The sequence below is a fragment of the Streptomyces sp. NPDC079141 genome (assembly GCF_040686775.1).
Taxonomy (GTDB): Bacteria; Actinomycetota; Actinomycetes; order Streptomycetales; family Streptomycetaceae; genus Streptomyces.
On sequence record NZ_JBFBLP010000022.1, the window covers coordinates 53,250 to 76,293 of the forward strand.

General features: G+C 71.1%; 20 protein-coding genes, 1 tRNA gene and 1 pseudogene. 11 read left to right on the top strand and 11 right to left on the bottom strand.

The genetic code is table 11. The features are described from left to right. Positions 1 to 65 precede the first annotated feature (65 nt). The 3 genes from AB0Q90_RS37645 (at position 66) to AB0Q90_RS37655 (ending at position 4,343) form a co-directional block, all read left to right on the top strand. Positions 66 to 1,007 carry a Ppx/GppA phosphatase family protein gene (locus tag AB0Q90_RS37645; RefSeq protein WP_363164882.1) on the top strand — a complete coding sequence of 314 codons (942 nt, stop codon included), beginning with the start codon at positions 66 to 68 and terminating at the stop codon, positions 1,005 to 1,007. 442 nt (positions 1,008 to 1,449) lie between these two features. Then, a complete protein-coding gene (locus AB0Q90_RS37650; protein WP_363164883.1) occupies positions 1,450 to 2,838 on the top strand; it encodes an NAD(P)/FAD-dependent oxidoreductase in 1,389 nt (462 codons plus the stop codon). Between the two features lie 212 nt (positions 2,839 to 3,050). Continuing rightward, positions 3,051 to 4,343 (top strand): class I SAM-dependent methyltransferase, encoded by a 1,293-nt coding sequence (locus AB0Q90_RS37655; protein WP_363164884.1) that lies wholly within the window; start codon positions 3,051 to 3,053, stop codon positions 4,341 to 4,343. An 89-nt stretch (positions 4,344 to 4,432) separates the two neighbouring features. On the opposite strand, the gene AB0Q90_RS37660 is transcribed toward AB0Q90_RS37655, so the two are convergent. Then, complete coding sequence (locus AB0Q90_RS37660; protein WP_363164885.1) at positions 4,433 to 6,952, bottom strand: FtsX-like permease family protein; 2,520 nt, start codon at positions 6,950 to 6,952, stop codon at positions 4,433 to 4,435. Further along, positions 6,952 to 7,722: an ABC transporter ATP-binding protein gene (locus AB0Q90_RS37665; RefSeq protein WP_363164886.1), complete on the bottom strand. Its 771-nt coding sequence runs from the start codon at positions 7,720 to 7,722 to the stop codon at positions 6,952 to 6,954. The genes AB0Q90_RS37660 and AB0Q90_RS37665 overlap by 1 nt, the downstream gene beginning before the upstream one ends. Positions 7,723 to 8,112: 390 nt before the next feature. On the opposite strand from AB0Q90_RS37665, the gene AB0Q90_RS37670 reads away from it, so the two are divergent. The 3 genes from AB0Q90_RS37670 to AB0Q90_RS37680 all read left to right on the top strand — a co-directional run bounded on the left by AB0Q90_RS37670 (position 8,113) and on the right by AB0Q90_RS37680 (position 10,632). Further along, positions 8,113 to 8,195: transfer RNA gene (locus AB0Q90_RS37670), tRNA-Leu, on the top strand. 159 nt (positions 8,196 to 8,354) lie between these two features. Continuing rightward, positions 8,355 to 9,530 carry a 4-hydroxybenzoate 3-monooxygenase gene (locus AB0Q90_RS37675; protein ID WP_363164887.1) on the top strand — a complete coding sequence of 392 codons (1,176 nt, stop codon included), beginning with the start codon at positions 8,355 to 8,357 and terminating at the stop codon, positions 9,528 to 9,530. Between the two features lie 190 nt (positions 9,531 to 9,720). Beyond that, positions 9,721 to 10,632, top strand: coding sequence for a Bax inhibitor-1/YccA family protein (locus AB0Q90_RS37680; protein ID WP_363164888.1), 912 nt, complete (start codon positions 9,721 to 9,723; stop codon positions 10,630 to 10,632). A 66-nt stretch (positions 10,633 to 10,698) separates the two neighbouring features. On the opposite strand, the gene AB0Q90_RS37685 is transcribed toward AB0Q90_RS37680, so the two are convergent. After that, positions 10,699 to 10,929: a DUF4287 domain-containing protein gene (locus tag AB0Q90_RS37685; protein WP_030049879.1), complete on the bottom strand. Its 231-nt coding sequence runs from the start codon at positions 10,927 to 10,929 to the stop codon at positions 10,699 to 10,701. 104 nt (positions 10,930 to 11,033) lie between these two features. On the opposite strand from AB0Q90_RS37685, the gene AB0Q90_RS37690 reads away from it, so the two are divergent. Continuing rightward, positions 11,034 to 11,345 (top strand): hypothetical protein, encoded by a 312-nt coding sequence (locus AB0Q90_RS37690; RefSeq protein ID WP_363164889.1) that lies wholly within the window; start codon positions 11,034 to 11,036, stop codon positions 11,343 to 11,345. Between the two features lie 3 nt (positions 11,346 to 11,348). On the opposite strand, the gene AB0Q90_RS37695 is transcribed toward AB0Q90_RS37690, so the two are convergent. The 3 genes from AB0Q90_RS37695 to AB0Q90_RS37705 form a co-directional block, all read right to left on the bottom strand. Then, positions 11,349 to 12,131: a hypothetical protein gene (locus AB0Q90_RS37695; protein ID WP_363164944.1), complete on the bottom strand. Its 783-nt coding sequence runs from the start codon at positions 12,129 to 12,131 to the stop codon at positions 11,349 to 11,351. Between the two features lie 299 nt (positions 12,132 to 12,430). Then, positions 12,431 to 13,651, bottom strand: a complete 1,221-nt coding sequence (locus AB0Q90_RS37700; protein ID WP_363164890.1) for an acetyl-CoA C-acetyltransferase — start codon at positions 13,649 to 13,651, stop codon at positions 12,431 to 12,433. A 142-nt stretch (positions 13,652 to 13,793) separates the two neighbouring features. Continuing rightward, entirely contained in the window at positions 13,794 to 14,819 is a 1,026-nt protein-coding gene (locus AB0Q90_RS37705; protein ID WP_363164891.1) for an SGNH/GDSL hydrolase family protein, read from the bottom strand. A 160-nt stretch (positions 14,820 to 14,979) separates the two neighbouring features. Between AB0Q90_RS37705 and AB0Q90_RS37710 the strand changes: the two genes are divergently transcribed. After that, positions 14,980 to 16,368, top strand: coding sequence for a cystathionine beta-synthase (locus AB0Q90_RS37710; RefSeq protein WP_363164892.1), 1,389 nt, complete (start codon positions 14,980 to 14,982; stop codon positions 16,366 to 16,368). 354 nt (positions 16,369 to 16,722) lie between these two features. Here the strand turns inward: AB0Q90_RS37710 and AB0Q90_RS37715 are convergent, their stop codons facing one another. After that, entirely contained in the window at positions 16,723 to 17,154 is a 432-nt protein-coding gene (locus tag AB0Q90_RS37715; protein WP_363164893.1) for a hypothetical protein, read from the bottom strand. Between the two features lie 177 nt (positions 17,155 to 17,331). On the opposite strand from AB0Q90_RS37715, the gene AB0Q90_RS37720 reads away from it, so the two are divergent. From AB0Q90_RS37720 to AB0Q90_RS37730, 3 genes are all read left to right on the top strand, one after another. Next, the gene (locus tag AB0Q90_RS37720) at positions 17,332 to 18,822 is read left to right on the top strand and encodes an aromatic amino acid ammonia-lyase (RefSeq protein WP_363164894.1); all 1,491 of its coding nucleotides are present in this window, start codon (positions 17,332 to 17,334) and stop codon (positions 18,820 to 18,822) included. Further along, the gene (locus AB0Q90_RS37725; protein ID WP_363164895.1) at positions 18,819 to 19,679 is read left to right on the top strand and encodes a MurR/RpiR family transcriptional regulator; all 861 of its coding nucleotides are present in this window, start codon (positions 18,819 to 18,821) and stop codon (positions 19,677 to 19,679) included. Before AB0Q90_RS37720 ends, AB0Q90_RS37725 begins: the two co-directional genes overlap by 4 nt. A gap of 100 nt (positions 19,680 to 19,779) precedes the next feature. After that, complete coding sequence (locus AB0Q90_RS37730) at positions 19,780 to 20,364, top strand: hypothetical protein (RefSeq protein ID WP_363164896.1); 585 nt, start codon at positions 19,780 to 19,782, stop codon at positions 20,362 to 20,364. Position 20,365: 1 nt separating this feature from the next. On the opposite strand, the gene AB0Q90_RS37735 is transcribed toward AB0Q90_RS37730, so the two are convergent. From AB0Q90_RS37735 to AB0Q90_RS37750, 4 genes and pseudogenes are all read right to left on the bottom strand, one after another. Next, entirely contained in the window at positions 20,366 to 20,740 is a 375-nt protein-coding gene (locus AB0Q90_RS37735; RefSeq protein WP_363164897.1) for a hypothetical protein, read from the bottom strand. Between the two features lie 14 nt (positions 20,741 to 20,754). Continuing rightward, positions 20,755 to 21,237: a roadblock/LC7 domain-containing protein gene (locus AB0Q90_RS37740; RefSeq protein WP_363164898.1), complete on the bottom strand. Its 483-nt coding sequence runs from the start codon at positions 21,235 to 21,237 to the stop codon at positions 20,755 to 20,757. A gap of 619 nt (positions 21,238 to 21,856) precedes the next feature. Beyond that, positions 21,857 to 22,567 (bottom strand): annotated as a pseudogene (locus AB0Q90_RS37745) (transcriptional regulator); the annotation flags it as partial. Continuing rightward, complete coding sequence (locus tag AB0Q90_RS37750) at positions 22,564 to 22,965, bottom strand: hypothetical protein (RefSeq protein WP_363164899.1); 402 nt, start codon at positions 22,963 to 22,965, stop codon at positions 22,564 to 22,566. The pseudogene AB0Q90_RS37745 and the gene AB0Q90_RS37750, both read right to left, overlap by 4 nt. Positions 22,966 to 23,044: the final 79 nt, after the last annotated feature.

Genomic DNA, 23,044 nt, shown 5'->3' on the forward strand with positions numbered 1-23,044 from the left:
GGCCTCGCGTACCAGGGGGCTCCGCCTCCTGGACCCCGTTTGCAAAGCTCAGGAAGGACCTCCCCATGACCCGTGTCGCCGCCATCGACTGCGGTACGAACTCCATCCGGCTCCTCGTCGCCGACTGCGACCCGGTCACCGGTGAGCTGGTCGATCTGGACCGTCGTATGACCATCGTGCGGCTCGGTCAGGGGGTCGACCGGACGGGGCGGCTGGCGCCCGAGGCGTTGGAGCGGACCTTCGCCGCCTGCCGGGAGTATGCGGCGATCATCAAGGAGCACGGTGCGGAGCGGCTGCGCTTCGTGGCGACCTCCGCCTCCCGGGACGCCGAGAACCGCGACGAGTTCGTGCGCGGGGTCATGGACATCCTGGGCGTCGAGCCCGAGGTCATCTCCGGTGACCAGGAGGCGGAGTTCTCCTTCACCGGGGCGACCAAGGAGCTGGCGGGGCGCGACCACCTTCCCAAGCCCTATCTCGTCGTCGACATCGGCGGCGGGTCGACGGAGTTCGTGGTCGGCGAGGACCATGTGCGCGCGGCGCGGTCCGTCGACGTCGGCTGTGTGCGGATGACCGAGCGGCACCTGGTGCGGGACGGCGTTGTCTCCGATCCGCCCTCCGAGGAGCAGATCGCCGCCATGCGGGCCGACATCGAGGCCGCTCTCGACCTCGCCGAGCAGACCGTGCCGTTGCGCGAGGCGCACACGCTGGTGGGGCTCGCCGGGTCCGTGACGACCGTGTCGGCGATCGCGCAGGAGCTGCCCGGGTACGACTCGGCCCGCATCCACCACTCCCGCGTCTCCCACGACCGGGTCCGTGAGATCACCGAGTGGCTGCTGCACTCCACCCACGCCGAGCGCGCGACCGTTCCCTCCATGCACCCGGGGCGCGTGGACGTCATCGCCGCCGGGGCCCTCGTACTGCTGTCGATCATGGAGCGGATCGGTGCCGAGGAGGTCGTGGTGAGCGAGCACGACATCCTCGACGGCATCGCGTGGTCGGTGGCGTAGGTCTCCTTTATTACTGGCCAGTAGCCTCGGCTGAGCAGGTCATGTAGCGTCTGAGCGCGTTCGAGGGGCCCTTGAGGGCCCCTCCGCGACGCCTCGTCGGAAAAGTTCGTGAAGTTCTTCACAAGGAATTCGGCCCTGTCGGAGCACGGAAAGGGTCCGGTTGGCCCTTCCGGGGGTCCAACACCCCCTTGAACACGTTCAGAAGGGCGCTGCGAGGGTTCCGAGGGAGGTGCTCGCGCGGGACTGTTTCGGGGCGCTCACAGCGCCCCCGGAAGCCCAGAGAGGCAGCTCACGCGGCATTGACAACGGTCCGAACCGGATGCCGGTTCCACTCCGTGCCATGACCTGGATCACGCGAGCCGCGGAGGATAACACACCCCCTGTGGAAGCTTGTGAAGGGGCGCACGAGCGACCCCCCTGGGGCGGGTGGATACTCGATGGCATGAGCACCACGGAGCGTCCCAGGATCCTCGTAGTAGGCGGTGGGTACGTAGGCCTGTACGCAGCTCGGCGCATCCTCAAGAAGATGCGCTACGGAGAGGCGACCGTCACGGTCGTCGACCCCCGGTCGTACATGACCTACCAGCCCTTCCTCCCCGAAACCGCCGCCGGCAACATCTCCCCGCGCCATGTCGTCGTCCCGCTGCGACGCGTGCTGCCCAAGGCGGAGGTCCTCACCGGCCGGGTCACCACCATCGACCAGGACCGCAAGGTCGCCACGATCGCCCCGCTGGTCGGCGAGGCGTACGAGCTGCCCTTCGACTACCTGGTCATCGCCATGGGCGCGGTCTCCCGCACCTTCCCGATCCCCGGCCTTGCCGAGCAGGGCATCGGTATGAAGGGCATCGAGGAGGCCATCGGCCTGCGCAACCACGTGCTGGAGCAGCTGGACAAGGCCGCTTCCACGACCGACGAGGAGATCCGCCGCAAGGCGCTCACCTTCGTCTTCATCGGCGGCGGCTTCGCGGGTGCGGAGACCATCGGCGAGGTCGAGGACCTGGCCCGCGACGCGGCGAAGTACTACACCAACGTGTCCCGCGAGGACATGCGGTTCATCCTCGTCGACGCCGCCGACAAGATCCTTCCCGAGGTCGGCCCCAAGCTCGGCCAGTACGGCAAGGAGCACCTGGAGGCCCGCGGGGTCGAGATCTACCTCTCCACCTCCATGGACTCCTGCGTCGACGGCCACGTGGTGCTGAAGAACGGCCTTGAGGTCGACTCCAACACGATCGTGTGGACCGCCGGTGTGAAGCCGAACCCGGCGCTCACCCGCTTCGGCCTGCCGCTCGGCCCCCGCGGTCACGTCGACTGCCAGCCGACCCTCCAGGTCACGGGCACCGACTACATCTGGGCCGCGGGCGACAACGCCCAGGTGCCGGACCTCGTCGGCCGCAAGGCCGGCAACCCGAACGCCTGGTGCCCGCCGAACGCCCAGCACGCGCTGCGCCAGGCCAAGGTCCTCGGCGACAACGTGGTCTCCGGCATGCGGGGCTTCCCGCAGAAGGAGTACAGCCACGCCAACAAGGGCGCGGTGGCCGGTCTCGGCCTCCACAAGGGCGTCGCGATGATCGTCATGGGCAAGATGAAGATCAAGCTCAAGGGCCGGCTGGCGTGGTACATGCACCGCGGCTACCACGGCATGGCGATGCCGACGTGGAACCGCAAGATCCGCGTCTTCGCCGACTGGACGCTCGGCATGTTCCTCAAGCGCGAGGTCGTGGCGCTCGGCGCGCTGGAGTCCCCGCGCGAGGAGTTCTACGAGGCCGCGAAGCCGGCGCCGGCGCCCGCGGCTGCCGCGCCGAAGACCGAGGAGAAGGCCAAGGCCTCCTGACCTCCGGTCACTGATCCAACCGAAGGACCTCCTGCCATCCGTGGTGCAGGGGGTCCTTCGGCGTTCCTGGAGCCGTACACCCGGCGCAGACCCCATGGTGGATACACGCATTTTGCTCAGACGTAACGCCGATGGGGGACTGCGCAGCCGCTGGGTAGGTGTTTACGTGGGTGCTGGACATTCCGGGATCCCCCGTCACGGAGGTGTGTGCCATGGCAGACGCCGCGCTGCGGCTGAAGGGCCTCGTCGAACAGTTGGTGGGAGCGCCGCTCCCCCTGCGTATCCGCGCCTGGGACGGTTCACAGGCGGGCCCGCCCGGCGCACCCGCGCTGGTCGTCCGCAACCGCCGCGCCGTACGCCGACTGCTGTGGAAGCCGGGCGAACTCGGGCTCGCGCGGGCCTGGGTCGCGGGCGACCTGAACGTCGAGGGCGACCTCTACACCGCCCTCGACCTGCTCTCGGGCCTGCTGTGGGAGCGCGGCGAGGACGCCCGCTCGCTCACCGCGGCACTGCGCGACCCGGAGGTGCGGGCGGCCGTGCGCGGTCTCGTCCGGCTCGCCGGCCCGCTGCCGCCGCCCGCCCCGCCCGAGGAGGAGGTCCGCCGGCGCCGCGGCCACCTCCACACCAAGCGCACCGACCGACGCGCCATCAGCCACCACTACGACGTCGGCAACGACTTCTACGAGATCGTCCTCGGCCCGTCGATGGTGTACTCCTGCGCCTACTGGTCCGCCCCCGACAGCACCCTCGAAGCCGCCCAGCGCGACAAGCTCGACCTCGTCTGCCGCAAGCTCGCCCTGGCGCCCGGCGTGCGCCTGCTGGACGTCGGCTGCGGCTGGGGCTCGCTGGCGATCCATGCCGCCCGCGAGTACGGCGCGCGCGTCGTCGGCATCACGCTGTCCCAGGAACAGGCCGCCTACGCCCGCAAGCGCGCCGCCGGCGAGGGCCTGACGGACATGGTCGAGATCCGGGTGCAGGACTACCGCGACGTCGAGGACGGCCCGTACGACGCCGTCTCCTCCATCGGGATGGCCGAACACGTCGGCGCCGAACGGTACCTGGCGTACGCCACCGATCTGCACCGGCTGCTCAAGCCCGGCGGCCGGCTGCTCAACCACCAGATCGCAAGGCGCCCGCAGCGCGACGAGTCCGCCTACAGCGTCGACGAGTTCATCGACGCCTATGTCTTCCCCGACGGCGAGCTCGCCCCCCTCGGCACCACCGTCACCCAGCTGGAGCGCGCCGGGTTCGAGGTGCGCGACGTGGAGTCGATCCGCGAGCACTACGCCCTCACCCTGCGCCGCTGGGTCGCGGCCCTGGAGGCCGACTGGCCGCGGGCCACCCGGCTCACCACCCCGGGCCGGGCCCGGGTGTGGCGGCTGTACATGGCGGCCTGCGCGCTCGCCTTCGAGCACAACCGCATCGGCGTCAACCAGGTCCTCGCGGTCAGGACACCCGACTCGGGCGAGTCCGGGATGCCGCTGCGCGCCCGTACCTGGAACTGAGAAAGGGGCCCGCCACCATCCGGTGACGGGCCCCGACTGCCGTAGGACTACTCCGACTTGATGGCCGTCAGCAAGGGGGGTGTGGGGGGTCACCCCCCACTAAGAGGGGCCAGTCGGGCCGCGCGCCGCGCCGGCCACAACGCCGCCAGCACGCCGACGGTCGCCGCCAGCAGCAGGAACACGCCCATCCGGGCCCAGGGCAGGACGAGTTCGTACGTCGCCATCCGCGTGCCCAGCAGCTCACCGGCCGCCCAGCCGAAGAACACGCCCAGGCCGATGCCGAGCACACCGCCGAACAGGGAGATGACCAGGGACTCCAGACGGACCATCCGCTTGATGCCCTTGCGGTCCAGGCCGATCGCGCGCAGCATGCCGATCTCCTGCGAGCGCTCGAACACCGACATGGCCAGGGTGTTGATGACCCCGAGGACCGCGACCAGCACCGCCATCGCCAGCAGGCCGTAGACCATGTTGAGGATCAGCGTGAACATCTGCGCGATCTCGTTGGAGAGGTCCTTCTTGTCCTGGACCTTGATGGCCGGGTTGGCGCCGAGGGCCTTCTCCAGCCGGTCCTTCGTCGCGTCGGACGCGCCGTCGGACGTCTTGACCATGACCTGCATGTCGGTCGGGTCGGTGAGATGCGGGGTGAGCGTGCCGTTGTCGAGCATGATCCCGCGGATCATCTCGTTGCCCTGGTAGACCCCGGCGACGGTGAGCTTCTGCGCCTTGCCGTCCTCGTAGTGCACGGTGAAGCCCGAACCCGCCGTCCAGCCGTGGGACTTGGCGGTGTCGTCGTCCACGACGACCTTCGTGCCGCCGACCGTGAACGCGCCGTCGTCCAGCGGCAGGTCGGTCAGGTCGCCGATCACCGAGCCGTTGACGCCGGTCAGATACTCGGTCTCGCCGTCGATCCGGGAGGGCGCGTTGCGCAGCGGGCTGGTGGCGGTGACGTCGTCCAGTGCGCGCAGCTTGGTGTCGACGTCGGTCGAGAGCCCGTTGCCGTTCGCCATCGAGACGACGTAGTCGGCCCTGAGCGAGGAACTGGCCATCTTGTCGATCGACTTCTGCAGGCTGCCCGCCATCACCGTCATGCCGGTGATCAGAGTGAGGCCGATCATCAGCGCGGAGGCGGTGGCGGCCGTACGGCGCGGGTTGCGCACCGAGTTCTGGCGGGCCAGCTTGCCGGAGATGCCGAAGACCTTCAGGACCGGTGCCGCGGCCGCGATCAGCGGGCGGGACAGCAGGGGCGTGAGGATGAAGACGCCGATGATCAGCAGGACCGCGCCGAGCCCCATGGGGGCCTGTCCGTCCGAGCCGTCCATCGTCGTGGCCGCCAGGACGACCGCGATGCCCGCGCCGGAGAACAGCGCGCCCAGCGTGTTGCGCAGCACCAGCGACTTGGTCGTCGCCTGCGCGTGCACACTGCTCATCGCGGCGACCGGGGGGATCTTCGCCGCCCGGCGGCCCGGCAGCCAGGCCGCCAGCATGGTGATCACCACGCCGACCGCGAGGGCGGTGGCGACCGTGCCGGGGGAGACGACCAGCGGCCCGTCCGGGACGGTCGCGCCGAGGGTGCTCATCAGCGACCGCAGTCCGACCCCGATCCCGATGCCGGCGACCAGACCGGTGGCACCGGCGACCGTGCCGACCACGAACGCCTCGATCAGCACCGACCGTGTGACCTGCCGGCGCGAGGCGCCGACCGCCCGCAGCAGCGCGAGCTCCTTGGTGCGCTGGGCGACCAGCATGGTGAAGGTGTTGGCGATGATGAACGTGCCGACGAAGAGCGCGATGCCCGCGAAGGCCAGCAGCAGTTGCCGGAAGCTGCCCATCTGCGAGGAGATCATCTCGGCCTGGTCGTCGGCGAGTTGCTTGCCGGTGGTGGTCTCGACGAGGTCCTTCGGCAGCGCCTTGTCGAGCTCGGCCTTCAGCGCGGCCTGGCTGACGCCCGCCTTCGCCCGGACGTCGATCTCGTCGTACGTGCCCGTCTTGCCGAACAGCTGCTGGGCGGTCGCCGTGTCGAACAGCGCCAGGCTGCCGCCCGCGGCGACGTTGCCGTCGTCGGTGGTGAAGATGCCGGTGATCGTCGGGTTCAGGACCGGGCCGTCGACCGAGATGCGCACGGTGTCGCCGACCTCGTAGCCGGCGCGCTCCGCGCTCCTGGAGTCGAGCAGCACCTCGCCCTTGCCGCTCGGGGCGTGCCCACTGACCAGCGGGTAGCGGGGGTCCTCGGTGCCGGAGTAGTTGCCGCCGGCGGACTGCCAGCCCTCCCCGAGCAGCTTGCCGTCCTTGTCGGCGATGGCGGTGAAGCCGCTGACGACGCCGATCGCGGACTTCGCCCCCGGCACCTGGGCGCTCTTGTCGAGGATCGCCTGGGTGAGTTCGGGGGTCTTGCCGACCGTATTGCCCTCGCTCTCGCGGTGGTTGGGCTGTACGGCGACGTCAACCTGGTCGAAGCCCTTGGCGGAGCTGTTCTGGTAGGCGTTCGAGACGGTGTTGGTGAAGACCAGGGTTCCGGAGACGAACGCGACGCCGAGCATGACGGCGAGCACGGTCATCAGGAGCCGGGCCTTGTGCGCGAATACGTTGCGCAGGGCGGTGCGGAACATCAGCTGGTGCGGCCCTTCGCGTCGAACTGCTTCATGAAGTCGAGGACCGTGTCGGCGGTCGGGCGGTACATCTCGTCCACGATCCGGCCGTCGGCGAGGAAGACGACCCGGTCCGCGTAGGCCGCCGCCACCGGGTCGTGGGTCACCATCACCACGGTCTGCCCCAACTCCCGTACGGAGTTGCGCAGGAAGCCCAGCACCTCGGCGCCGGAGCGCGAGTCGAGGTTTCCGGTCGGTTCGTCGCCGAAGATGATGTCGGGCTTGGAGGCCAGGGCGCGGGCCACCGCCACGCGCTGCTGCTGGCCGCCGGACAGCTGGGAGGGCCGGTGGCTGAGCCGCCCCGAAAGGCCGACCATCGCGATCACCGAGTCCAGCCACTGCTTGTCGGGCTTGCGCCCCGCGATGTCCATGGGGAGCGTGATGTTCTCCAGCGCCGTCAGCGTCGGCAGCAGGTTGAACGCCTGGAAGATGAAGCCGATCTTGTCCCGGCGCAACTTGGTGAGCTGCTTGTCCTTCAGCGAGCCCAGCTCGGTGTCGCCGATGCGCACGGAGCCGGAGGAGAAGGTGTCCAGCCCGGCCACGCAGTGCATCAGCGTGGACTTGCCGGAGCCGGACGGGCCCATGATCGCGGTGAACTCGGCCTGCCGGAAGTCGACGGAGACCCGGTCGAGAGCGACCACCTGGGTCTCGCCCTGTCCGTAGATCTTCGACAGATCCGTGGCGCGCGCGGCCACGGCGGTGGTCCGGCCGGCGATGGGTGTGGTGGTCACGAGAGGGCTCTCCTCGGGGACGACGATGTGTTCGGGGGTCTCATCCATCGTCACGGTCGCCGAGGTCCGTGTAGTCAGCCGCTGTTCCGGTTCCGAAGGCAGACTTCGGTCGCACCGGGAGCGTCCGTGTCATACCTGGGTATGACGGCGCCCCGGAGGGGCCTGCACGATCAGAACAGGTGGAGCCCCCTTGTTCTGGCGGTGAAATTCCGTCATTCCGCATGCGCGAGCGGGCGTCGCACGCAAGGCTGTTGGCAAGTGCGGATGGCGTGTTCCGTGGGCTGATGCACCCTCAGACGTCAATAAAATAAGACAACATCGGTCCGTGCTTCCGCTGTTCGGGGGATGTACACCGATAGGCTCGGAACCTCGACGCGGAGCCCATGGCCTGCCCGGATGGTGGAATGCAGACACGGCGAGCTTAAACCTCGCTGCCCCTCGCGGGCGTACCGGTTCAAGTCCGGTTCCGGGCACCTCCGACCCCTTGCGAGGCCGCCGTTTGCGGCCCTTTCGTTGCACCCTTCATCGAGAACTTCACCGCACGGACCGTTGACAGCCGGTCCGTGCGGTCGGAGACTCACGTCCGGAAGTAAGTGAAGGAATTTTCACCACACGAACAGAGGGGTTCGTCGATGCGCACCACCGTCGGCATCATCGGAGCCGGCCCGGCCGGTCTCCTCCTGGCCCGGCTCCTCCACAACGCCGGCATCGACTCGGTCGTCCTGGAGAGCCGCGACCGCTCCTACTGCGAGCAGCGCCAGCGCGCCGGGATCCTGGAACAGGGCACCGTGGACGTGCTGCGCGCGGCCGGCGCCGGGGAGCGCATGGACCGCGAGGGCCTGCGCCACGACGGCATAGAGCTGCGCTACGACGGCACCCGCCACCGCGTCGACTTCCCCGCCCTCGCCGGCGGCCGGTCGGTGATGGTCTACGCGCAGACCGAGGTGTGCAAGGACCTCATCGCGCTCCAGCTGAAGGAGGGCGGCCCGCTGCTGTTCGAGGCGGAGGCGCTGGCGGTGGAGGACGTCGACACCGACCGCCCGCGGGTCCGCTTCCGGCACGCGGGCCGCGAGGAGGTCCTGGAGTGCGACTACGTCGTCGGCTGCGACGGCTTCTGGGGGGTCTCCCGCGGGGCGGTCCCCGCGGAGGTGAGCCGGACCTTCGAGCGGACGTACCCCTTCGGCTGGCTCGGCATCCTCGCCGACGTACCGCCCTCGCACGACGAACTGGTCTACGCCCGCCACGACCGCGGCTTCGCCCTCCTCTCCATGCGCTCCCCGTCGGTCTCCCGCCTCTACCTCCAGGTGCCGGAGGGCACGGACGCCGAGGACTGGGGAGACGACGAGATCTGGGCCGAGTTGGAGCGCCGCTTCGAGACCGAGGACGGCTGGCGGCTGGAACGCGGCCCGATCACCCAGAAGTCGGTCACCCCCATGCGCTCCTACGTCCACGAGCCCATGCGGTACGGCCGGCTCTTCCTCGCCGGTGATGCGGCACACATCGTGCCGCCGACCGGCGCCAAGGGGCTGAACCTGGCGGTGGGGGACGTCGTGACCTTCGCGCGGGCCCTGACGCACGAGCAGGAGACCGGATCGGCCGAACTGCTGGACGCCTACTCGGAGAACTGTCTGCGACGGGTCTGGCAGGCCGAGCGGTTCAGCTACGACATGACCACCCTGCTGCACCGGGCCCCCGACGCCACCCCCTTCGAGGACCGGCTCCAGCGCGCCCGCCTGGAGCGGATCACGTCCTCGCGGGCCGCCGAGACCGATCTGGCCGAGGGCTACACGGGCTTCCCGCTCGACTGATCACCGGCCGGTTCCGGCCAGGTAGCAGCTCGGTCATGAATGGGGCCCTCCGGTGCCGGGAATCACGCACCCGCGTAGCGTGTTGCGCAGCATGACGAGGGAAAGATCCTCCCCAAGCACTAGGGTCTTTCCTTTGCCTTTCTATTACTCTTGAGCCCAAGGCTGCGCAAGGTGGCCATGGAGGAGTGAAATGAGGAGCAGCAACCCGGTCTTCTCGCGACGGGGGTTCAGCCGCGACAACGGCTACGCGGGCTTCAACGCCCAGCCGCAGGCCGGGGGCGCCGCTGTGGGCACGCAGGGCAACCCGTATGCCCAGCCGCAGGGTGGTAACCCGTACGCCCAGAACCCGTACGCGCAGAACCCTTACGCCCAGCAGGACCAGCAGTACGGCGCGCCGCCGCAGGCCCCGGTCACCACCGGCCGGATGACGATGGACGACGTCGTCATGCGCACCGGCACGACCCTCGGCACGCTGATCGTCACCGCCGCGCTCGCCTGGGCGCTGCTGCCGGTCGACGACGCCAACATCAGCCGGTCCTACGGCATCGCCATCGGCGCCGGCCTGATCGGCATGGTCCTGGCGCTGGTGCAGTCCTTCAAGCGCAAGGCCTCGCCCGCGCTGATCCTGTCGTACGCCGCGTTCGAGGGCGTGTTCCTCGGCGTCGTCTCCAGCGTCGTCGACAACCGCATCGCGGACGGCGCGGCCATGCAGGCCGTGCTCGGCACGATGGGTGTCTTCGTCAGCGTCCTGATCGCCTACAAGGCGGGCTGGATCCGCGTCAACCGCCGCTTCGTCGGCTTCGTGATGGCGGCCGCGCTCGGCTTCATCATGCTGATGGCGGTCAACCTGCTGTTCGCGGTCTTCGGCGGCGGCGACGGCCTCGGCTTCCGCAGCGGCCCGCTCGGCATCGCCATGGGCATCATCGGCATCCTGCTCGGTGCGGCCTTCCTCGCCCTTGACTTCAAGCAGGTCGAGGACGGCATCGCCTACGGTGCCCCGCGCGAGGAGGCCTGGCTCGCCGCCTTCGGCCTCACGCTGACGCTGGTGTGGATCTACATGGAGTTCCTGAGGCTCATCTCGATCCTCAACAGCAGCGACTGACCGACGTCTTCTGCTCCGAAGGGCCCCGGGTCTGACGACCCGGGGCCCTTCGCCGTCTGCGCGCGCCTAGAGGAATTTGCGCGCCGCCCTCCTCAGGTCGTACTCGTGGACGATCGCCTTCGCGTGGCCGTACGCGAGGTCGTACTCGTGGCGAAGCCAGCTGACCTTCTCCTCGAAGCGAACGAGGGCAGGTCCTTCTTCTACGGTGCGCAGCCAGTCGGAGACTTCACGACCGGTGCAGTGGGGGATGCGGGCGAGCATGTTGCGGTGGGTCTCCTCGGAGAGGACGTGGGACATCGGCGCCTCCGGACGCAAAGGGGATGTAAGCCGGTCCTTCAGGTCACCGTGCCTGAGCGTTCGCCCGTTGGCAACAGTCCCGGGCCGGAGCGTACGGTTGCGCCGTGGTGGATACGACTCGTCTGACCCAGGCCGTGGATCACTTTGCCGACCGGTTGCGGGCGGCGCCGCAGTCCCGACTGCAACGGGGAGCCGCGGCGGAGGCGCTGGGGCTGGCCAGGGAGTTGGCCTCGCGGGCGCAGGCTCTGGAGGCGCCCGGGGAGGAGCCCCGGGTGATGCCGGACGCGGGGATGTTCGCCGCCGCGGACCAAATCACCGTCGCCGTGCATGACTTGGCCCTCGTGCTCACGGACGAGGGCCAGCTGGAGGAAGCGATGGAGTTGGTGGCACAGGCGCAGAAGCGCGCCGGGGTGTGACCGTCAGAGGGACGCTATGACCCTGTCCGCCAGGATGTAGACGTTCTCCTCGCCGCACGCGAACGTCAGGGTGTACGCCCCCGAGATTCCGGAACCGCCCAGCAGGACCGGCGTCTCGCCCGCCTGGAGGGCCGCGGAGAGGCGCTCGGCCGTCTCGCGGTGGCCCGGGGTCATGCACAGGGTCGTGCCGTCGGCGAAGACATAGACGTCGAGGGTGCCCAGGGGGCCCGGGCGGACGTCGGTCAGTTCGGTGCCGGCGGTGGCCAGCTCCTCAAGGGTGGCGACCGTGCGCTCGTGGTCGTTCACGACCGGTGACTGCACCGGCACGAAGTCGGGGTGCGAGGGGTGGCGGCGGCGGGCCGCGGCCAGCTCCGGGGACTCCCCGGCGAACTCGTCGGCCTCCGCGCCGTGCTCGGCGACCGGCTCCAGCGGCTCCAGGCCGACGAAGTCGGACTGCCGGGGCAGGAACAGCTCGCTGTCGGTCAGGCCGAGCAGCGTGGGGGCGTCGGAGACGTCACGCGCCTCCTGGGCCGCCCAGAAGGCACGGGCCTCGGCGAGCTCCCGCTCACGTTCCTCCGCGAGGGCCTCCGCCACGGCGGCGCGTATCTCGTCGGTGTCGGCGGAGAGGCGGGCGGCGGGCACAAGGCCCCGGACCGCTGCCGCGTTGCTCTCGGCCAGCTCGGTGCGCAGGGCCGCGAGCTGTCGGCGCAGACCCACGAGGGTGCGCAGGACGGCGACGCCCACGGCGCCGGTGGCGGCCGTGGTGAGCAGCAAGGCGATGGGCATGGCGCTCACTGACGTACTCCCGGTTCAAAGTCGACCCCCGACTTCCTACATCAGCTTGAAGGGCGGACTATCCCTCTGTCAGTGCGTAACGTCACGAAACGGGCAGGACTTTGGGCCCGGGGTCACCTGGTGAAGCTGCTCTGACCTGCGGAAATCCCTGTTCCGAGGGAGATAGGTCACATCCTGGGGGAGATTGGATCACAAATCGGCCCAGAACCTTGGAGTTTCCTCGGTTCTGGGCCAAAGAGTGGCGCTGGGTCCCCGTACGGATACGGAGCGTTGGATTCAGCTCGGTTGGATCAGCTCAGGCGCTCGATGACCATCGCCATGCCCTGGCCGCCGCCGACGCACATCGTCTCCAGACCGAACTGCTTGTCGTGGAACTGGAGGGAGTTGATGAGCGTGCCGGTGATGCGGGCGCCGGTCATGCCGAAGGGGTGGCCGACGGCGATGGCGCCGCCGTTGACGTTCAGCTTGTCGAGGTCGATGCCCAGGTCGCGGTAGGAGGGGATGACCTGCGCGGCGAACGCCTCGTTGATCTCGACCAGGTCGATGTCGTCGATGGTGAGACCGGCGCGGCGCAGCGCCTGCTGCGAGGCCTCCACCGGGCCGAGGCCCATGATCTCGGGGGACAGGCCCGAGACGCCGGTGGAGACGATGCGGGCGAGCGGGGTGAGGCCGAGCTCGCGGGCCTTGGTGTCGCTCATGATGACGACCGCGGCGGCGCCGTCGTTGAGCGGGCAGCAGTTGCCGGCCGTGACGAGGCCGTCGGGGCGGAAGACCGGCTTCAGGCCCTGGACGCCCTCCAGGGTGACGCCGGCGCGGGGGCCGTCGTCCTTGCTGACGACCGTGCCGTCGGGGAGGGTGACCGGGGTGATCTCGCGCTCCCAGAAGCCGTTCTTGATGGCTTCCTCGGCGAGGTTCTGGGAGCGGACGCCGAACTCGTCCATGTCCTGGCGGGTGATGCCCTTCCAGCGGGCGAGGTTCTCGGCGGTCTGGCCCATCGCGATGTAGGCGTCCGGGACGATGCCGTCCTCGCGCGGGTCGTGCCAGGTCGTGCCCTCCTGCTGGGCGACCGCGGCGGTGCGGGCCTCGGCCTCGGCGAAGAAGGGGTTGTGCGTGTCCGGCAGGGAGTCGGAGTTGCCCTTGGCGAAGCGGGAGACCATCTCGACACCGGCCGAGATGAAGACGTCGCCCTCGCCGGCCTTGATGGCGTGCAGCGCCATGCGGGAGGTCTGGAGGGAGGAGCTGCAGTAACGGGTGATGGTGCAGCCGGGGAGGTGGTCCATCCCCATCTGCACGGCGACGATCCGGCCGAGGTTGTTGCCCTGCTCGCCGCCGGGGAGGCCGCAGCCGAGCATCAGGTCGTCGATGTCCCTCGGGTCCAGCTCGGGGACCTTGGCGAGGGCGGCCTGGATGATCGTGGCGGTGAGGTCGTCCGGGCGGAGGTCCTTGAGCGAGCCCTTGAAGGCGCGGCCGATGGGGGAGCGGGCGGTCGAGACGATCACGGCTTCGGGCATCACGGCTCCATTGGCATACGGGGTTTCTTCCGGGCAGGGCTGGTTGGGAAGTTACCCGTACGTATGGTCGAGGTCACGTCTGTGGCGGTGTGACTCGGGCCGCACTTTCTAAGCGCTTGCTTTCTCTCGTGGTGCTCCCTGGTCACACCTCGGAGCGGCTCGTCGGTGACGGCTCCGCCTCTCCCAGCCTCCGCCTCCGCCTCCGCTTCAGCAATGCCCACGGTCCTCGCGGACCCGTCGGCATCGCCGCCGCGACCTCCGTGCCCGCCTCGGACGCTGCCTCCGCGGCCGCCCGGGCCACCGGCAGGAAGCCCTCGCGCCGGGACACGTCGGGGCGCTCCTCCTCCGGCCACAGGCCCAGGGCCGCGCAGACCGTGGGGAGGACTGCCATGGCCGCCGTGGCGTAGCCCTCGGCCGAGGGGTGGTAGTTGTCGGGGCCGAACAGCTCGCGGGGGTTCGCCGCGAACTCCGGGCCCAGCAGGTCGCCCAGCGACACCGTGCGGCCGCCCTGTTCGACGACGCCGATCGTCTGGGCGGCCGCCAGCTGCCGCGAGGCCCGTCGGGCCAGCCAGCGCAGGGGCTGCTGGACGGGCTCGATCGTGCCCAGGTCGGGACAGGTGCCGACCACCACCTCCGCGCCGGCCGTGCGCAGCCGGCGTACCGCCGTGGCGAGGTAGCGCACCGAGCGGGTCGGCGGCATCCGGTTGGTGACGTCGTTCGCGCCGATCATGATCACGCAGACATCGGGTACTCGGGTGGGGTCCGCGAGGGTAAGCGCCACCTGGCGCTCCAGGTCGTCGGACCGGGCGCCGGGCAGCGCGACATTGCGCAGTTCCACCGGGCGCTCCGCCACCGCCGCCAGGCCGGAGGCCAGCAGCGCGCCCGGCGTCTGCCCGGCCCGCCGTACCCCCTGGCCGGCGGCCGTGGAGTCACCCAGCAGCACGAGGCGCAGGGGAAGCTCGCCGGGGGAGGTGTAGGCGTGGCCGTACAGGCCCTGGGCGTTCGGGGCGTGCGGGGAGGCGCCGTTGCCCACATGGCGCTTGGCCAGCTGGACCTCCGCCAGCAGCAGGCCCACCGCCGCCGCGCCGACCAAGCCCACGCCGCCACCGCCGTATGCGGCGCCGGCCGCGATCCGCCGGGCCACCCTCGCCCTCGACATGCTCGTCATGCGTCGCCGCCACCTCCTCGAAGCCGTACATCCACTCCTTGCCCCGTACCGACCGTCGCCCAATCTCAACGGGGAGTGAACGGCCGCCACGCAGCCCGTACAGGCCATAGGCTGGCGGAACCACTACGACCACATCTTTTGCAAGCATCCGGAGACAACGGTGCATTTCCACGACTCGATGATCAGTCTCGTCGGCAACACCCCGCTGGTGAGGCTCAACAACGTCACCCAGGGCATCCGGGCAACCGTCCTGGCCAAGGTGGAGTACTTCAACCCGGGCGGCTCCGTGAAGGACCGCATCGCGCTGCGCATGATCGAGGCCGCGGAGGAGAGCGGTGCGCTCAAGCCCGGCGGCACCATCGTGGAGCCGACCAGCGGCAACACCGGTGTCGGTCTGGCCATCGTGGCCCAGCAGAAGGGGTACAAGTGCATCTTCGTGTGCCCCGACAAGGTGAGCACCGACAAGATCAACGTGCTGCGGGCGTACGGGGCCGAGGTCGTCGTCTGCCCCACGGCCGTCGATCCCGAGCACCCGGACTCCTACTACAACGTCTCCGACCGGCTGGTCCGTGAGACGCCGGGCGCGTGGAAGCCCGACCAGTACTCCAACCCCAACAACCCCCTCTCCCACTACCACTCCACCGGCCCCGAGCTGTGGGAGCAGACGGAGGGGAAGATCACCCACTTCGTGGCGGGCGTGGGGACGGGCGGGACCATCTCGGGCACGGGTCGCTATCTGAAGGACGTCAGCGACGGCAAGGTGAAGGTCGTCGGCGCCGACCCCGAGGGGTCCGTCTACTCCGGCGGCTCGGGACGGCCGTACCTCGTCGAGGGCGTCGGTGAGGACTTCTGGCCGACCGCCTACGACCGGACCGTCGCCGACGAGATCGTGCCGGTGTCCGACAAGGACTCCTTCCAGATGACCCGGCGCCTCGCCAAGGAGGAGGGGCTCCTCGTCGGCGGCTCCTGCGGCATGGCCGTCGTGGCGGCGCTGCGGGTCGCCGAGCGGCTCACCGAGGACGATGTCGTGGTCGTCCTGCTGCCGGACAGCGGCCGCGGCTACCTCAGCAAGATCTTCAACGACGAGTGGATGGCCGACTACGGCTTCCTGGAGGACGAGGGCCCCAGCGCCCGCGTCGGCGACGTCCTCAGCGACAAGGAGCACGGCGCCATCCCGTCCCTCGTCCACATGCACCCGGACGAAACCGTCGGCCAGGCCATCGAGGTGCTGCGCGAGTACGGCGTCTCGCAGATGCCGATCGTGAAGCCGGGCGCCGGTCACCCCGACGTCATGGCCGCCGAGGTCGTCGGCTCGGTCGTCGAACGCGAGCTGCTCGACGCCCTGTTCACCAAGCGCGCCTCCCTGGAGGACCCGCTGGAGAAGCACATGTCGGCCCCGCTGCCGCAGGTCGGCTCCGGCGAACCGGTCGGGGACCTGATGCAGGTGCTGGGCACGGCGGACGCCGCGATCGTCCTCGTCGAGGGCAAGCCGACCGGCGTGGTCAGCCGCCAGGACCTGCTGGCGTTCCTCGCCAAGGGCGGTAAGTGACGGGAAACGTCCGGTGAACTGCGGGTGCGGGCGGGGAACTTCCGGCCGGTGGACTTCGCGGAAGTGGTACGAACGCGTCACGTCCACGCAGCACCCGCTTAACACGGGTCCGGCACATTAGTGGGTGTCGGCAGGGCGGGAGCGGCTCCCCGCCCCAGCCGGCGCCGAACGTCCAAGGACCTCCGGAGCGGCTCCCGGACCTCCATGGACGCCGGACGCGAGACCCGGCCCTGACCCGGTCAGCGTCCCTCGCGGGGACCGCCGTCGTCCCGCCCCCCGGCAACGGGGGTGCGGCGGTCCCCGCGCATATTTTTTCTACGCGCGGGTACCGGACCGACTCCCCGGCAGGCCCGATCAGTCCTCCCAGTCGCTGTCCTTGCGGGGCTTGCGGCGGCGGAAGAGGTCGGGGTGGGTACGGGCCGCCTGGACAACGTTGACGCCGACGATGCCGGCCCACGCCACCAGCAGGCCCGGGAGGCCGGAGACGCCGCCGCCGATCCCGGACAGCGGGATCGCCAGCACCAGCGAGACGATGCCGAAGCCGAAGCGCTCACCGAAGGAGTCGGTGGGCTTCGGCGACCGGGCTCCCCGGGCCACCACCATCTGCTGCTCGGCCAGCTGCCGGCGTACCCGGCGCTCCACCGCGCCGTCGATGCGCTGGTCGACCTTCTCCAGGAACGAGTCGACCAGCGCGGACTCGTACTCCTCGCCCAGTTCCCTGCGGGCCTGCAGGGTGGCGTTGAGTTCCTTCTTCAGCTCGGTGTCCCGCGCATCCATTCCGGTCATGACACCCAAGGTAGAAAGCTCCGGGGCCGGTCGCACTGGGGTTAGCCCCCCTCTTGGTCCTGGGGGTCGCAGGGCATCACGGGCGCCGGGTGATCCACCGCTTGCTGTATAACGTCATGCAGACTTCCGGCCATCTGAATAGGCTGGTGAGCGGCAGGTCGAGGGGAGCTTGGGCTGATGGCGTCGTCGATCGTGGACACCGGGCCTGTGGTCCTCGACGGCCGCGGACTCACCGTCGCGGACGTCGTGCGTCTCGCCGACGGGGCCGCCCGGCCGGTGCCCACGGACACGGCGCTGAAGCGGGCCGCCCGCTCCTGGGACGCCGCCCGGCAGATCGCCGCGACCGGACGCGTCTACGGCCGTTCCACCGGCGTCGGCGCCAACCGGAACGTGGACGTGCCCACCGAGGCCGCCGCCGGGCACGGCCTGAGGCTGTTGCGCAGCCACGCCGGTGCCATCGGCGAGGAGCTGCCCGCCCGGCAGGTGCGCGCCATGCTCGCCGTGCGCGCCAACCAGCTGCTCGCGGGCGGCGCCGGCCTCAGGCCCAGCGTGATCACGGCCCTGTGCGAGGCACTGGAGAGCGGGGCCCACCCGGTCGTCAACGAGTTCGGCTCGGTCGGCACCGGCGACCTCGCCGCGCTCGCCCAGCTCGGCCTCGCCCTCGCGGGGGAGCACCCGTGGCGCGGGACGGGCGCCCCCGAGCCCCAGCCGCTGGACAACAACGACGCCCTCGCCCTGATAAGCAGCAACGCCCTCACCCTCGGCCAGGCCGCCCTCGCCCTGCACGAACTGCGCGGACTCATCGCCGCCACCCAGGTCGTCGCCGCGCTCTCGCTGCTCGCCGTCGACGGCTCCCACGAGGCCTACGCCGCCCCCGTGCACGAGGCCCGCCCGCACCGCGGCTCCACCGAAGTCGCCCGCCGCATGCGGCGGTTGATCGGCGCCGCGGACCGGCCCGCCCCGCCGCTCGGCCGGATCCAGGACCCGTACGGCTTTCGCTGCCTGCCCCAGATCCACGGCCCCGCGCACGACGCGGCCGATGCCCTGGAGACCGTGCTCGCGGTGGAGATCAACGCCGCCGCCGAGAACCCCCTGATCGCGGTCGAGGACCTGGCCGCCTACCACCACGGCGGCTTCTACCAGGCCCAACTCGCCCTCGCCCTCGACCACTTCCGGCTCGCCGTGACCCAGGTGGCCCGTCTGTCGACGTCACGGCTGTCGTCGTTGAACGAGCCCGCATTCACCAGGCTGCGGCCCTTCCTCGCCGACCACGAGCCCGCCTCGTCCGGCGTGATGATCCTGGAGTACACGGCCGCCGCCGCCCTCGGTGACCTGCGGGCCTTCTCGGCGCCCGCCTCCCTCGGCCACGCTGTACTCTCCCGGGGCGTCGAGGAACAGGCCAGCTTCGCCTCGCTCGCCGCACGGCAGACGCTGCGCGCATGCGGCGCGTACCGTCTCGTCGTCGGCTGCGAACTCGTCGCCGCGGTACGGGCGCTGCGCCAGCGCGACCTGAGGCCCGAACCGGGACTTCCGGCGGGCCGGGCGCTGGAGCTCGCCGAAGCGGTGCTCGACGAGGACCAGGCCGACCGGCCGCTCACGGACGACGTGAGCGCGGCGGCCGCACTGCTCGACCGGTTCACGGAGATCTGGAGGGGGAACGGCGCATGAGCGCGCAGAGCAACACGGGAGCCGCTGACACTCCTGCGGCACGGCTGCAGGCGCTCTTCGAGGGGCACCGGCTGACCCCGACGCAGCGGCGCATCGCGCACAGCATGGTCCGGCGCGCCGCCGACGTGCCCTTCCTCTCCAGCGTCGAACTGGCCGAACTGGCCGGAGTCAGCCAGCCGTCCGTGACCCGCTTCGCCGTCGCCCTCGGCTTCGACGGCTACCCCGCGCTGCGCCGCCATCTGCGCGAGGTCGCACCCGTCGAACCGGCGGCGGCCCCGGGCTCGTACAACGAGTACCAGCAGGCCGTCGAGGCCGAGATCGAGAACCTGCGGCATCTGGCGGAGGTGCTGGCCGACCCGCGGCCCGTGCAGAAGGCCGGCCGGATCCTGGCCGCGTCCCGGCCGCTGCCCGTGCTCGGGCTGCGCGCCGCCGCTTCCCAGGCCTACGGCTTCGCCTACTTCGCCGCCAAGGTCCATCCGGACGTCCGGCTGCTCAACGAGGGCGGCACGATGATCCACGACCGTATCGACGCCTGCGTACGGGCGGGCGCCACCGCCCTGCTGTGCTTCGCGCTGCCCCGGCATCCGCGCGAGGTCCTGGACACCCTGGGCTACGCCAAGGAGGCCGGGCTGACGGTCGTGACGGTCGCCGACTCCGCCTTCGCGCCGGTCGCCAAGGCCTCCGACCTGCTGCTGCCCGCGGCCGTCGGCACGGGCCTCGCCTTCGACACCGCGTGCGCCCCGATGCTGCTCGGCCGGGTGCTGCTGGAGGCCATGTGCGACGACCTGCCGGACGCGCAGGGGCGGCTGGAGGAGTTCGACGCGCGGGCGGCGGCGCGGGGGCTGTTCGTGGAGTGAGGTTCTTTTCCACGGGTTCTCAGACTGGTCTCACACAGAGCCGCTAGCCTCCCCGCCACGGTGAGTTCGTGGCGACTTCGAAGCGTCGAGGAGGCGGGACGTGGCACGCGGAGGTCAGGGGCTGGCTCGGGTGGCCGTCGTCGTACGGGCCGGAGCGGCCCCCCTGTGGTGGCTCGGGGTGTTCGCGGCCGGCATCGGGGTGCTGGTGCCGGGGGTGACCGGGCGGCGGATCGGGGTGATGGCGGGCGCGGTGCTGTTCATCGTGACGGCGGCCGTGGTGGCGTACCGGCGGCGCAGGCGCTACACCGCGCTGGCCCGGGGCGCCGCCCGCGCGGGCAAGCACGATGTGCTCCAGGACCGGGCGGTGACCGTGCGCAACTGGCGTCGCGGGCACCGCTGGTGGCTGCTGCTCGCCTTTGCCGTCGCGCTGGGCAGCGCGTTCGCCGTGCCCGCGGCGGGCGGCATGCTGCTCGCCGGGGCGGGCGCCGGGCTGTGGCTGAAGTCGGCCTGGCTGGGCCGGTGCGAGCGGGCCGGGGACGCGCTGCTGTGGGTGCGGGTGGACTGGCTCGCTCCGGGCGGCGGCCGTCCGGCCGGGAAGCCGGTCAAGGCCTTCCGCGGCACCGGTCTCGCGGCGGGCGACGCGGCCCCGGGCGGGGCACGCCGCCGCGCCGACGCGCTGGTCTAGCTCACACTTCCAGATCCTGCTCGATCTTCTTCAACTGGTGGCGGGCCATCGCCAGGTTGGCGCGCTTGGCGTCGAGCACCAGATAGAGGAAGAGGCCGTTGCCGCTGCGCCCGCCGATCAGGCGGATCAGGTGGTACTGGTCGGTCAGCGTGATCAGGATGTCCTCGATCTCGCCCTTGAGGCCGACGTGTTCCATGGTGCGCATCTTGGCGCGTACGACATCGGTGTTGCCGGCCGCGGCCACGCCCAAGTCGAAGCTCTTGCTACCGCCCAGGGTGCCGAGCGCCATGCCGCTGGTGTAGTCGACGAGCGCGACTCCGGTCGCGCCCTCGATCGAGGTCAGGGCTTCCTTGAGCGAGGTTTCGGTGTTCGCCATGACGGGGTTTCCTCTCAACTTTCCGTGGTGGTGCGCGGATGGGGGGTGGGTGCGGTACGCCGTTCCCGGGGGGCCTTGGCCCGGGCGCTCGGGGCCTTCGCGGGCGTCCTCGCCTTCACGGCGGCCTCGGCCTCGTCGACCAGCACCCCGATCCGGGTGGCGGCGCGCCGGCCCTCCAGATGGAGGCGGCCCACGCTCACGTCGTCCCGGGCGAGCAGCGTCAGCACGGCGCTGCGGCCTGCCGCGTAGGTCGCCACATAGCCGTCCGTGCCGCGGACGAGCAGCTCGCGCAGCTCGCCCCGGCCGGTGACGTCCGTCAGCCGTACGGCGGCGCCCAGTGCGGTGGCGGTGAGCGCGGCCACGCTCTCCGGTTCGACGCCCAGGGCGTCCTCGGCGATGACGAGGCCGTCGACACCGGCGGTCAGGGAGGCGGTCAGCTGCGGGACACGGGCCCGGAGCCGGTGGAGTTCGTCTCGTATCAGCGGCTCGGCCGCCATCAGCTGTCTCCTCTGTCGATCAAAGGGCCTCCAGCGCATCCCGGACTCTCTTCAGCAAGGCGATGTCGGGGTGGTCGTCGGGTGGGGGGTGGTTGGCGGGGGATGGGTGGTTGGCGGGGGATGGGTGGTTGGCGAGGGATGGTTGGTTGGCGTGCGGTGGGGTGTGGGGTGTCGGGTGGGGTGTGGGGTGCGGAGCGGGCTGGGCCGAGGGGCTTGGTCGGGGGCGGGTGGGGAGGCCGGGGTGGGCCGGGGCCGGTGGTCCGGGGTGGGTGGGGTCCGGTTGTGCGGGTTGGGCGGGTGGTGGTCCGGGGTGGGTGGGGTCCGGTTGTGCGGGTTGGGCCGGTGGTGGTCCGGGCTGGGTCGGGCCCGGTGGTCCGGGCTGGGCCGGGGCCGGTGGTCCGGGCTGGGCCGGGGCCGGTGGTCCGGGCTGGGCCGGGGCCGGTGGTCTGGGGTGGGTGGGGTCCGGTTGTGCGGGTTGGGCCGGTGGTGGTCCGGGCTGGGTCGGGCCCGGTGGTCCGGGTTGTGCCGGGGGCGGAGGTTCGGGCTGGGCCGGGGGTGGAAGTCCGGGCTGGGCCAGGGGCGGTCGTGTGGGTTGCGTCGGGGGTCGGGTCGTGGTTCCCGGGGTCAGCACCCCCGCCACCGCGAGGCGTCTGATGTCCACCAGCGTGTGGAAGGCCGGGCGGCCGAGGGCCCGGGCTATGTCCGTTGCCGTTCGTGCGCCGTCCAGGAGGGCGACGACCGCGCGCTGGCGTGCCGTGAGGGGCGGTGGCGCGGGCGGGTCGGCGCGGACGAGGGGGGCGCTGTCGGTTGCCGGGTCGGGCCAGATGCGGTGCAGCAGCTCGCGGCGGCGCAGGGTCTCGCGCTCCACGGCGGCCACGGGTACGGGGTGGACGGCGCCGAGCCAGTGGGCGGCGCCGTAGCGGAAGCGGCCCGGGGTGCTGCTCGGGGACAGGGCGAAGTACGCGGCGTCGTAGAGCGTGCCCAGATGGCACAGTTCCAGCGCGCCGGGGGTGAGGCGGCCGGTGTCGGTGAGGAGCCGGGCGGCACCGCCGGCCATCGCCTCCTGCCAGTCGGCGGCGTCGAGGGTGCCGTGGGCGGTGAGGAGGACGTCGAGGCCGGGGGCGGACGGGCTCTCGGCGTGCACCACACGGCCCTCGGCGAGATAGAGCGTGCCGCGCTCGCGCAGCAGGACGCCGGTCGCCCGCTCGGCGGCCAGCCGCCGCAGCATCGGCGACAGGCCGCGCGCCACCCGCTCGCCCGCCGTCGCCCGGTCCCGCACCGGCAGCCGGGGCGGCGGAGGTGTGGCCGGGGTGTCCTGGACCGCGGTCATGCCAGCACCAGCCGTGCGGCCATCTCGCCGAGCCGGATGCGGGCCAGCGCGAGGTTGCCCTCCGCGCGGCCCAGCCACAGGTGCAGGAACACACTGCTGTCGAACGACGTCCGCACGAACCGCAGCACGTGGTAGCTGTCCCGGTTGCTGATGATCACGTCCTCGACGGGCGGGTCCACCGCGTCACCGCCGTCGGGACCGGCGCCGGGCGCGAACGCCCGGTGCTCGGCGGCCAGCCGGGCGAGCTCGGCGGCCTCCGCCGCGCTCGCCTCGGGATCGTCGCCGGGGGACTCGCCGACCGTGCCCAGGGCCAGCCCGCTGGTCCAGTCGACCAGCGCGGCGCCCCTGGCGCCGGGCAGTTGCATGGCCTCCAGCAGGCACTCGTCGATTCCGGGCACCGTGGCTCCCCTCCCGCCGGGGTGTTCGGCTGAGTGACGCCGAAACTACGCACCGTGTGAGTGAGGAGTGAGGGTTCCG

Excerpts from the sequence above, each read along its gene's own strand:
- AB0Q90_RS37735 (WP_363164897.1), bottom strand. The coding sequence starts at position 20,740 with ATGGCGAACACCGAAACCTCGCTCAAGGAAGCCCTGACCTCGATCGAG.
- AB0Q90_RS37650 (WP_363164883.1), top strand. The coding sequence starts at position 1,450 with ATGAGCACCACGGAGCGTCCCAGGATCCTCGTAGTAGGCGGTGGGTAC.
- AB0Q90_RS37680 (WP_363164888.1), top strand. The coding sequence starts at position 9,721 with ATGAGGAGCAGCAACCCGGTCTTCTCGCGACGGGGGTTCAGCCGCGAC.
- AB0Q90_RS37720 (WP_363164894.1), top strand. The coding sequence starts at position 17,332 with ATGGCGTCGTCGATCGTGGACACCGGGCCTGTGGTCCTCGACGGCCGC.
- AB0Q90_RS37700 (WP_363164890.1), bottom strand. The coding sequence starts at position 13,651 with ATGCCCGAAGCCGTGATCGTCTCGACCGCCCGCTCCCCCATCGGCCGC.
- AB0Q90_RS37675 (WP_363164887.1), top strand. The coding sequence starts at position 8,355 with ATGCGCACCACCGTCGGCATCATCGGAGCCGGCCCGGCCGGTCTCCTC.
- AB0Q90_RS37645 (WP_363164882.1), top strand. The coding sequence starts at position 66 with ATGACCCGTGTCGCCGCCATCGACTGCGGTACGAACTCCATCCGGCTC.
- AB0Q90_RS37695 (WP_363164944.1), bottom strand. The coding sequence starts at position 12,131 with ATGCCCATCGCCTTGCTGCTCACCACGGCCGCCACCGGCGCCGTGGGC.
- AB0Q90_RS37685 (WP_030049879.1), bottom strand. The coding sequence starts at position 10,929 with ATGTCCCACGTCCTCTCCGAGGAGACCCACCGCAACATGCTCGCCCGC.
- AB0Q90_RS37655 (WP_363164884.1), top strand. The coding sequence starts at position 3,051 with ATGGCAGACGCCGCGCTGCGGCTGAAGGGCCTCGTCGAACAGTTGGTG.
- AB0Q90_RS37660 (WP_363164885.1), bottom strand. The coding sequence starts at position 6,952 with ATGTTCCGCACCGCCCTGCGCAACGTATTCGCGCACAAGGCCCGGCTC.
- AB0Q90_RS37705 (WP_363164891.1), bottom strand. The coding sequence starts at position 14,819 with ATGACGAGCATGTCGAGGGCGAGGGTGGCCCGGCGGATCGCGGCCGGC.
- AB0Q90_RS37740 (WP_363164898.1), bottom strand. The coding sequence starts at position 21,237 with ATGGCGGCCGAGCCGCTGATACGAGACGAACTCCACCGGCTCCGGGCC.
- AB0Q90_RS37715 (WP_363164893.1), bottom strand. The coding sequence starts at position 17,154 with ATGACCGGAATGGATGCGCGGGACACCGAGCTGAAGAAGGAACTCAAC.
- AB0Q90_RS37725 (WP_363164895.1), top strand. The coding sequence starts at position 18,819 with ATGAGCGCGCAGAGCAACACGGGAGCCGCTGACACTCCTGCGGCACGG.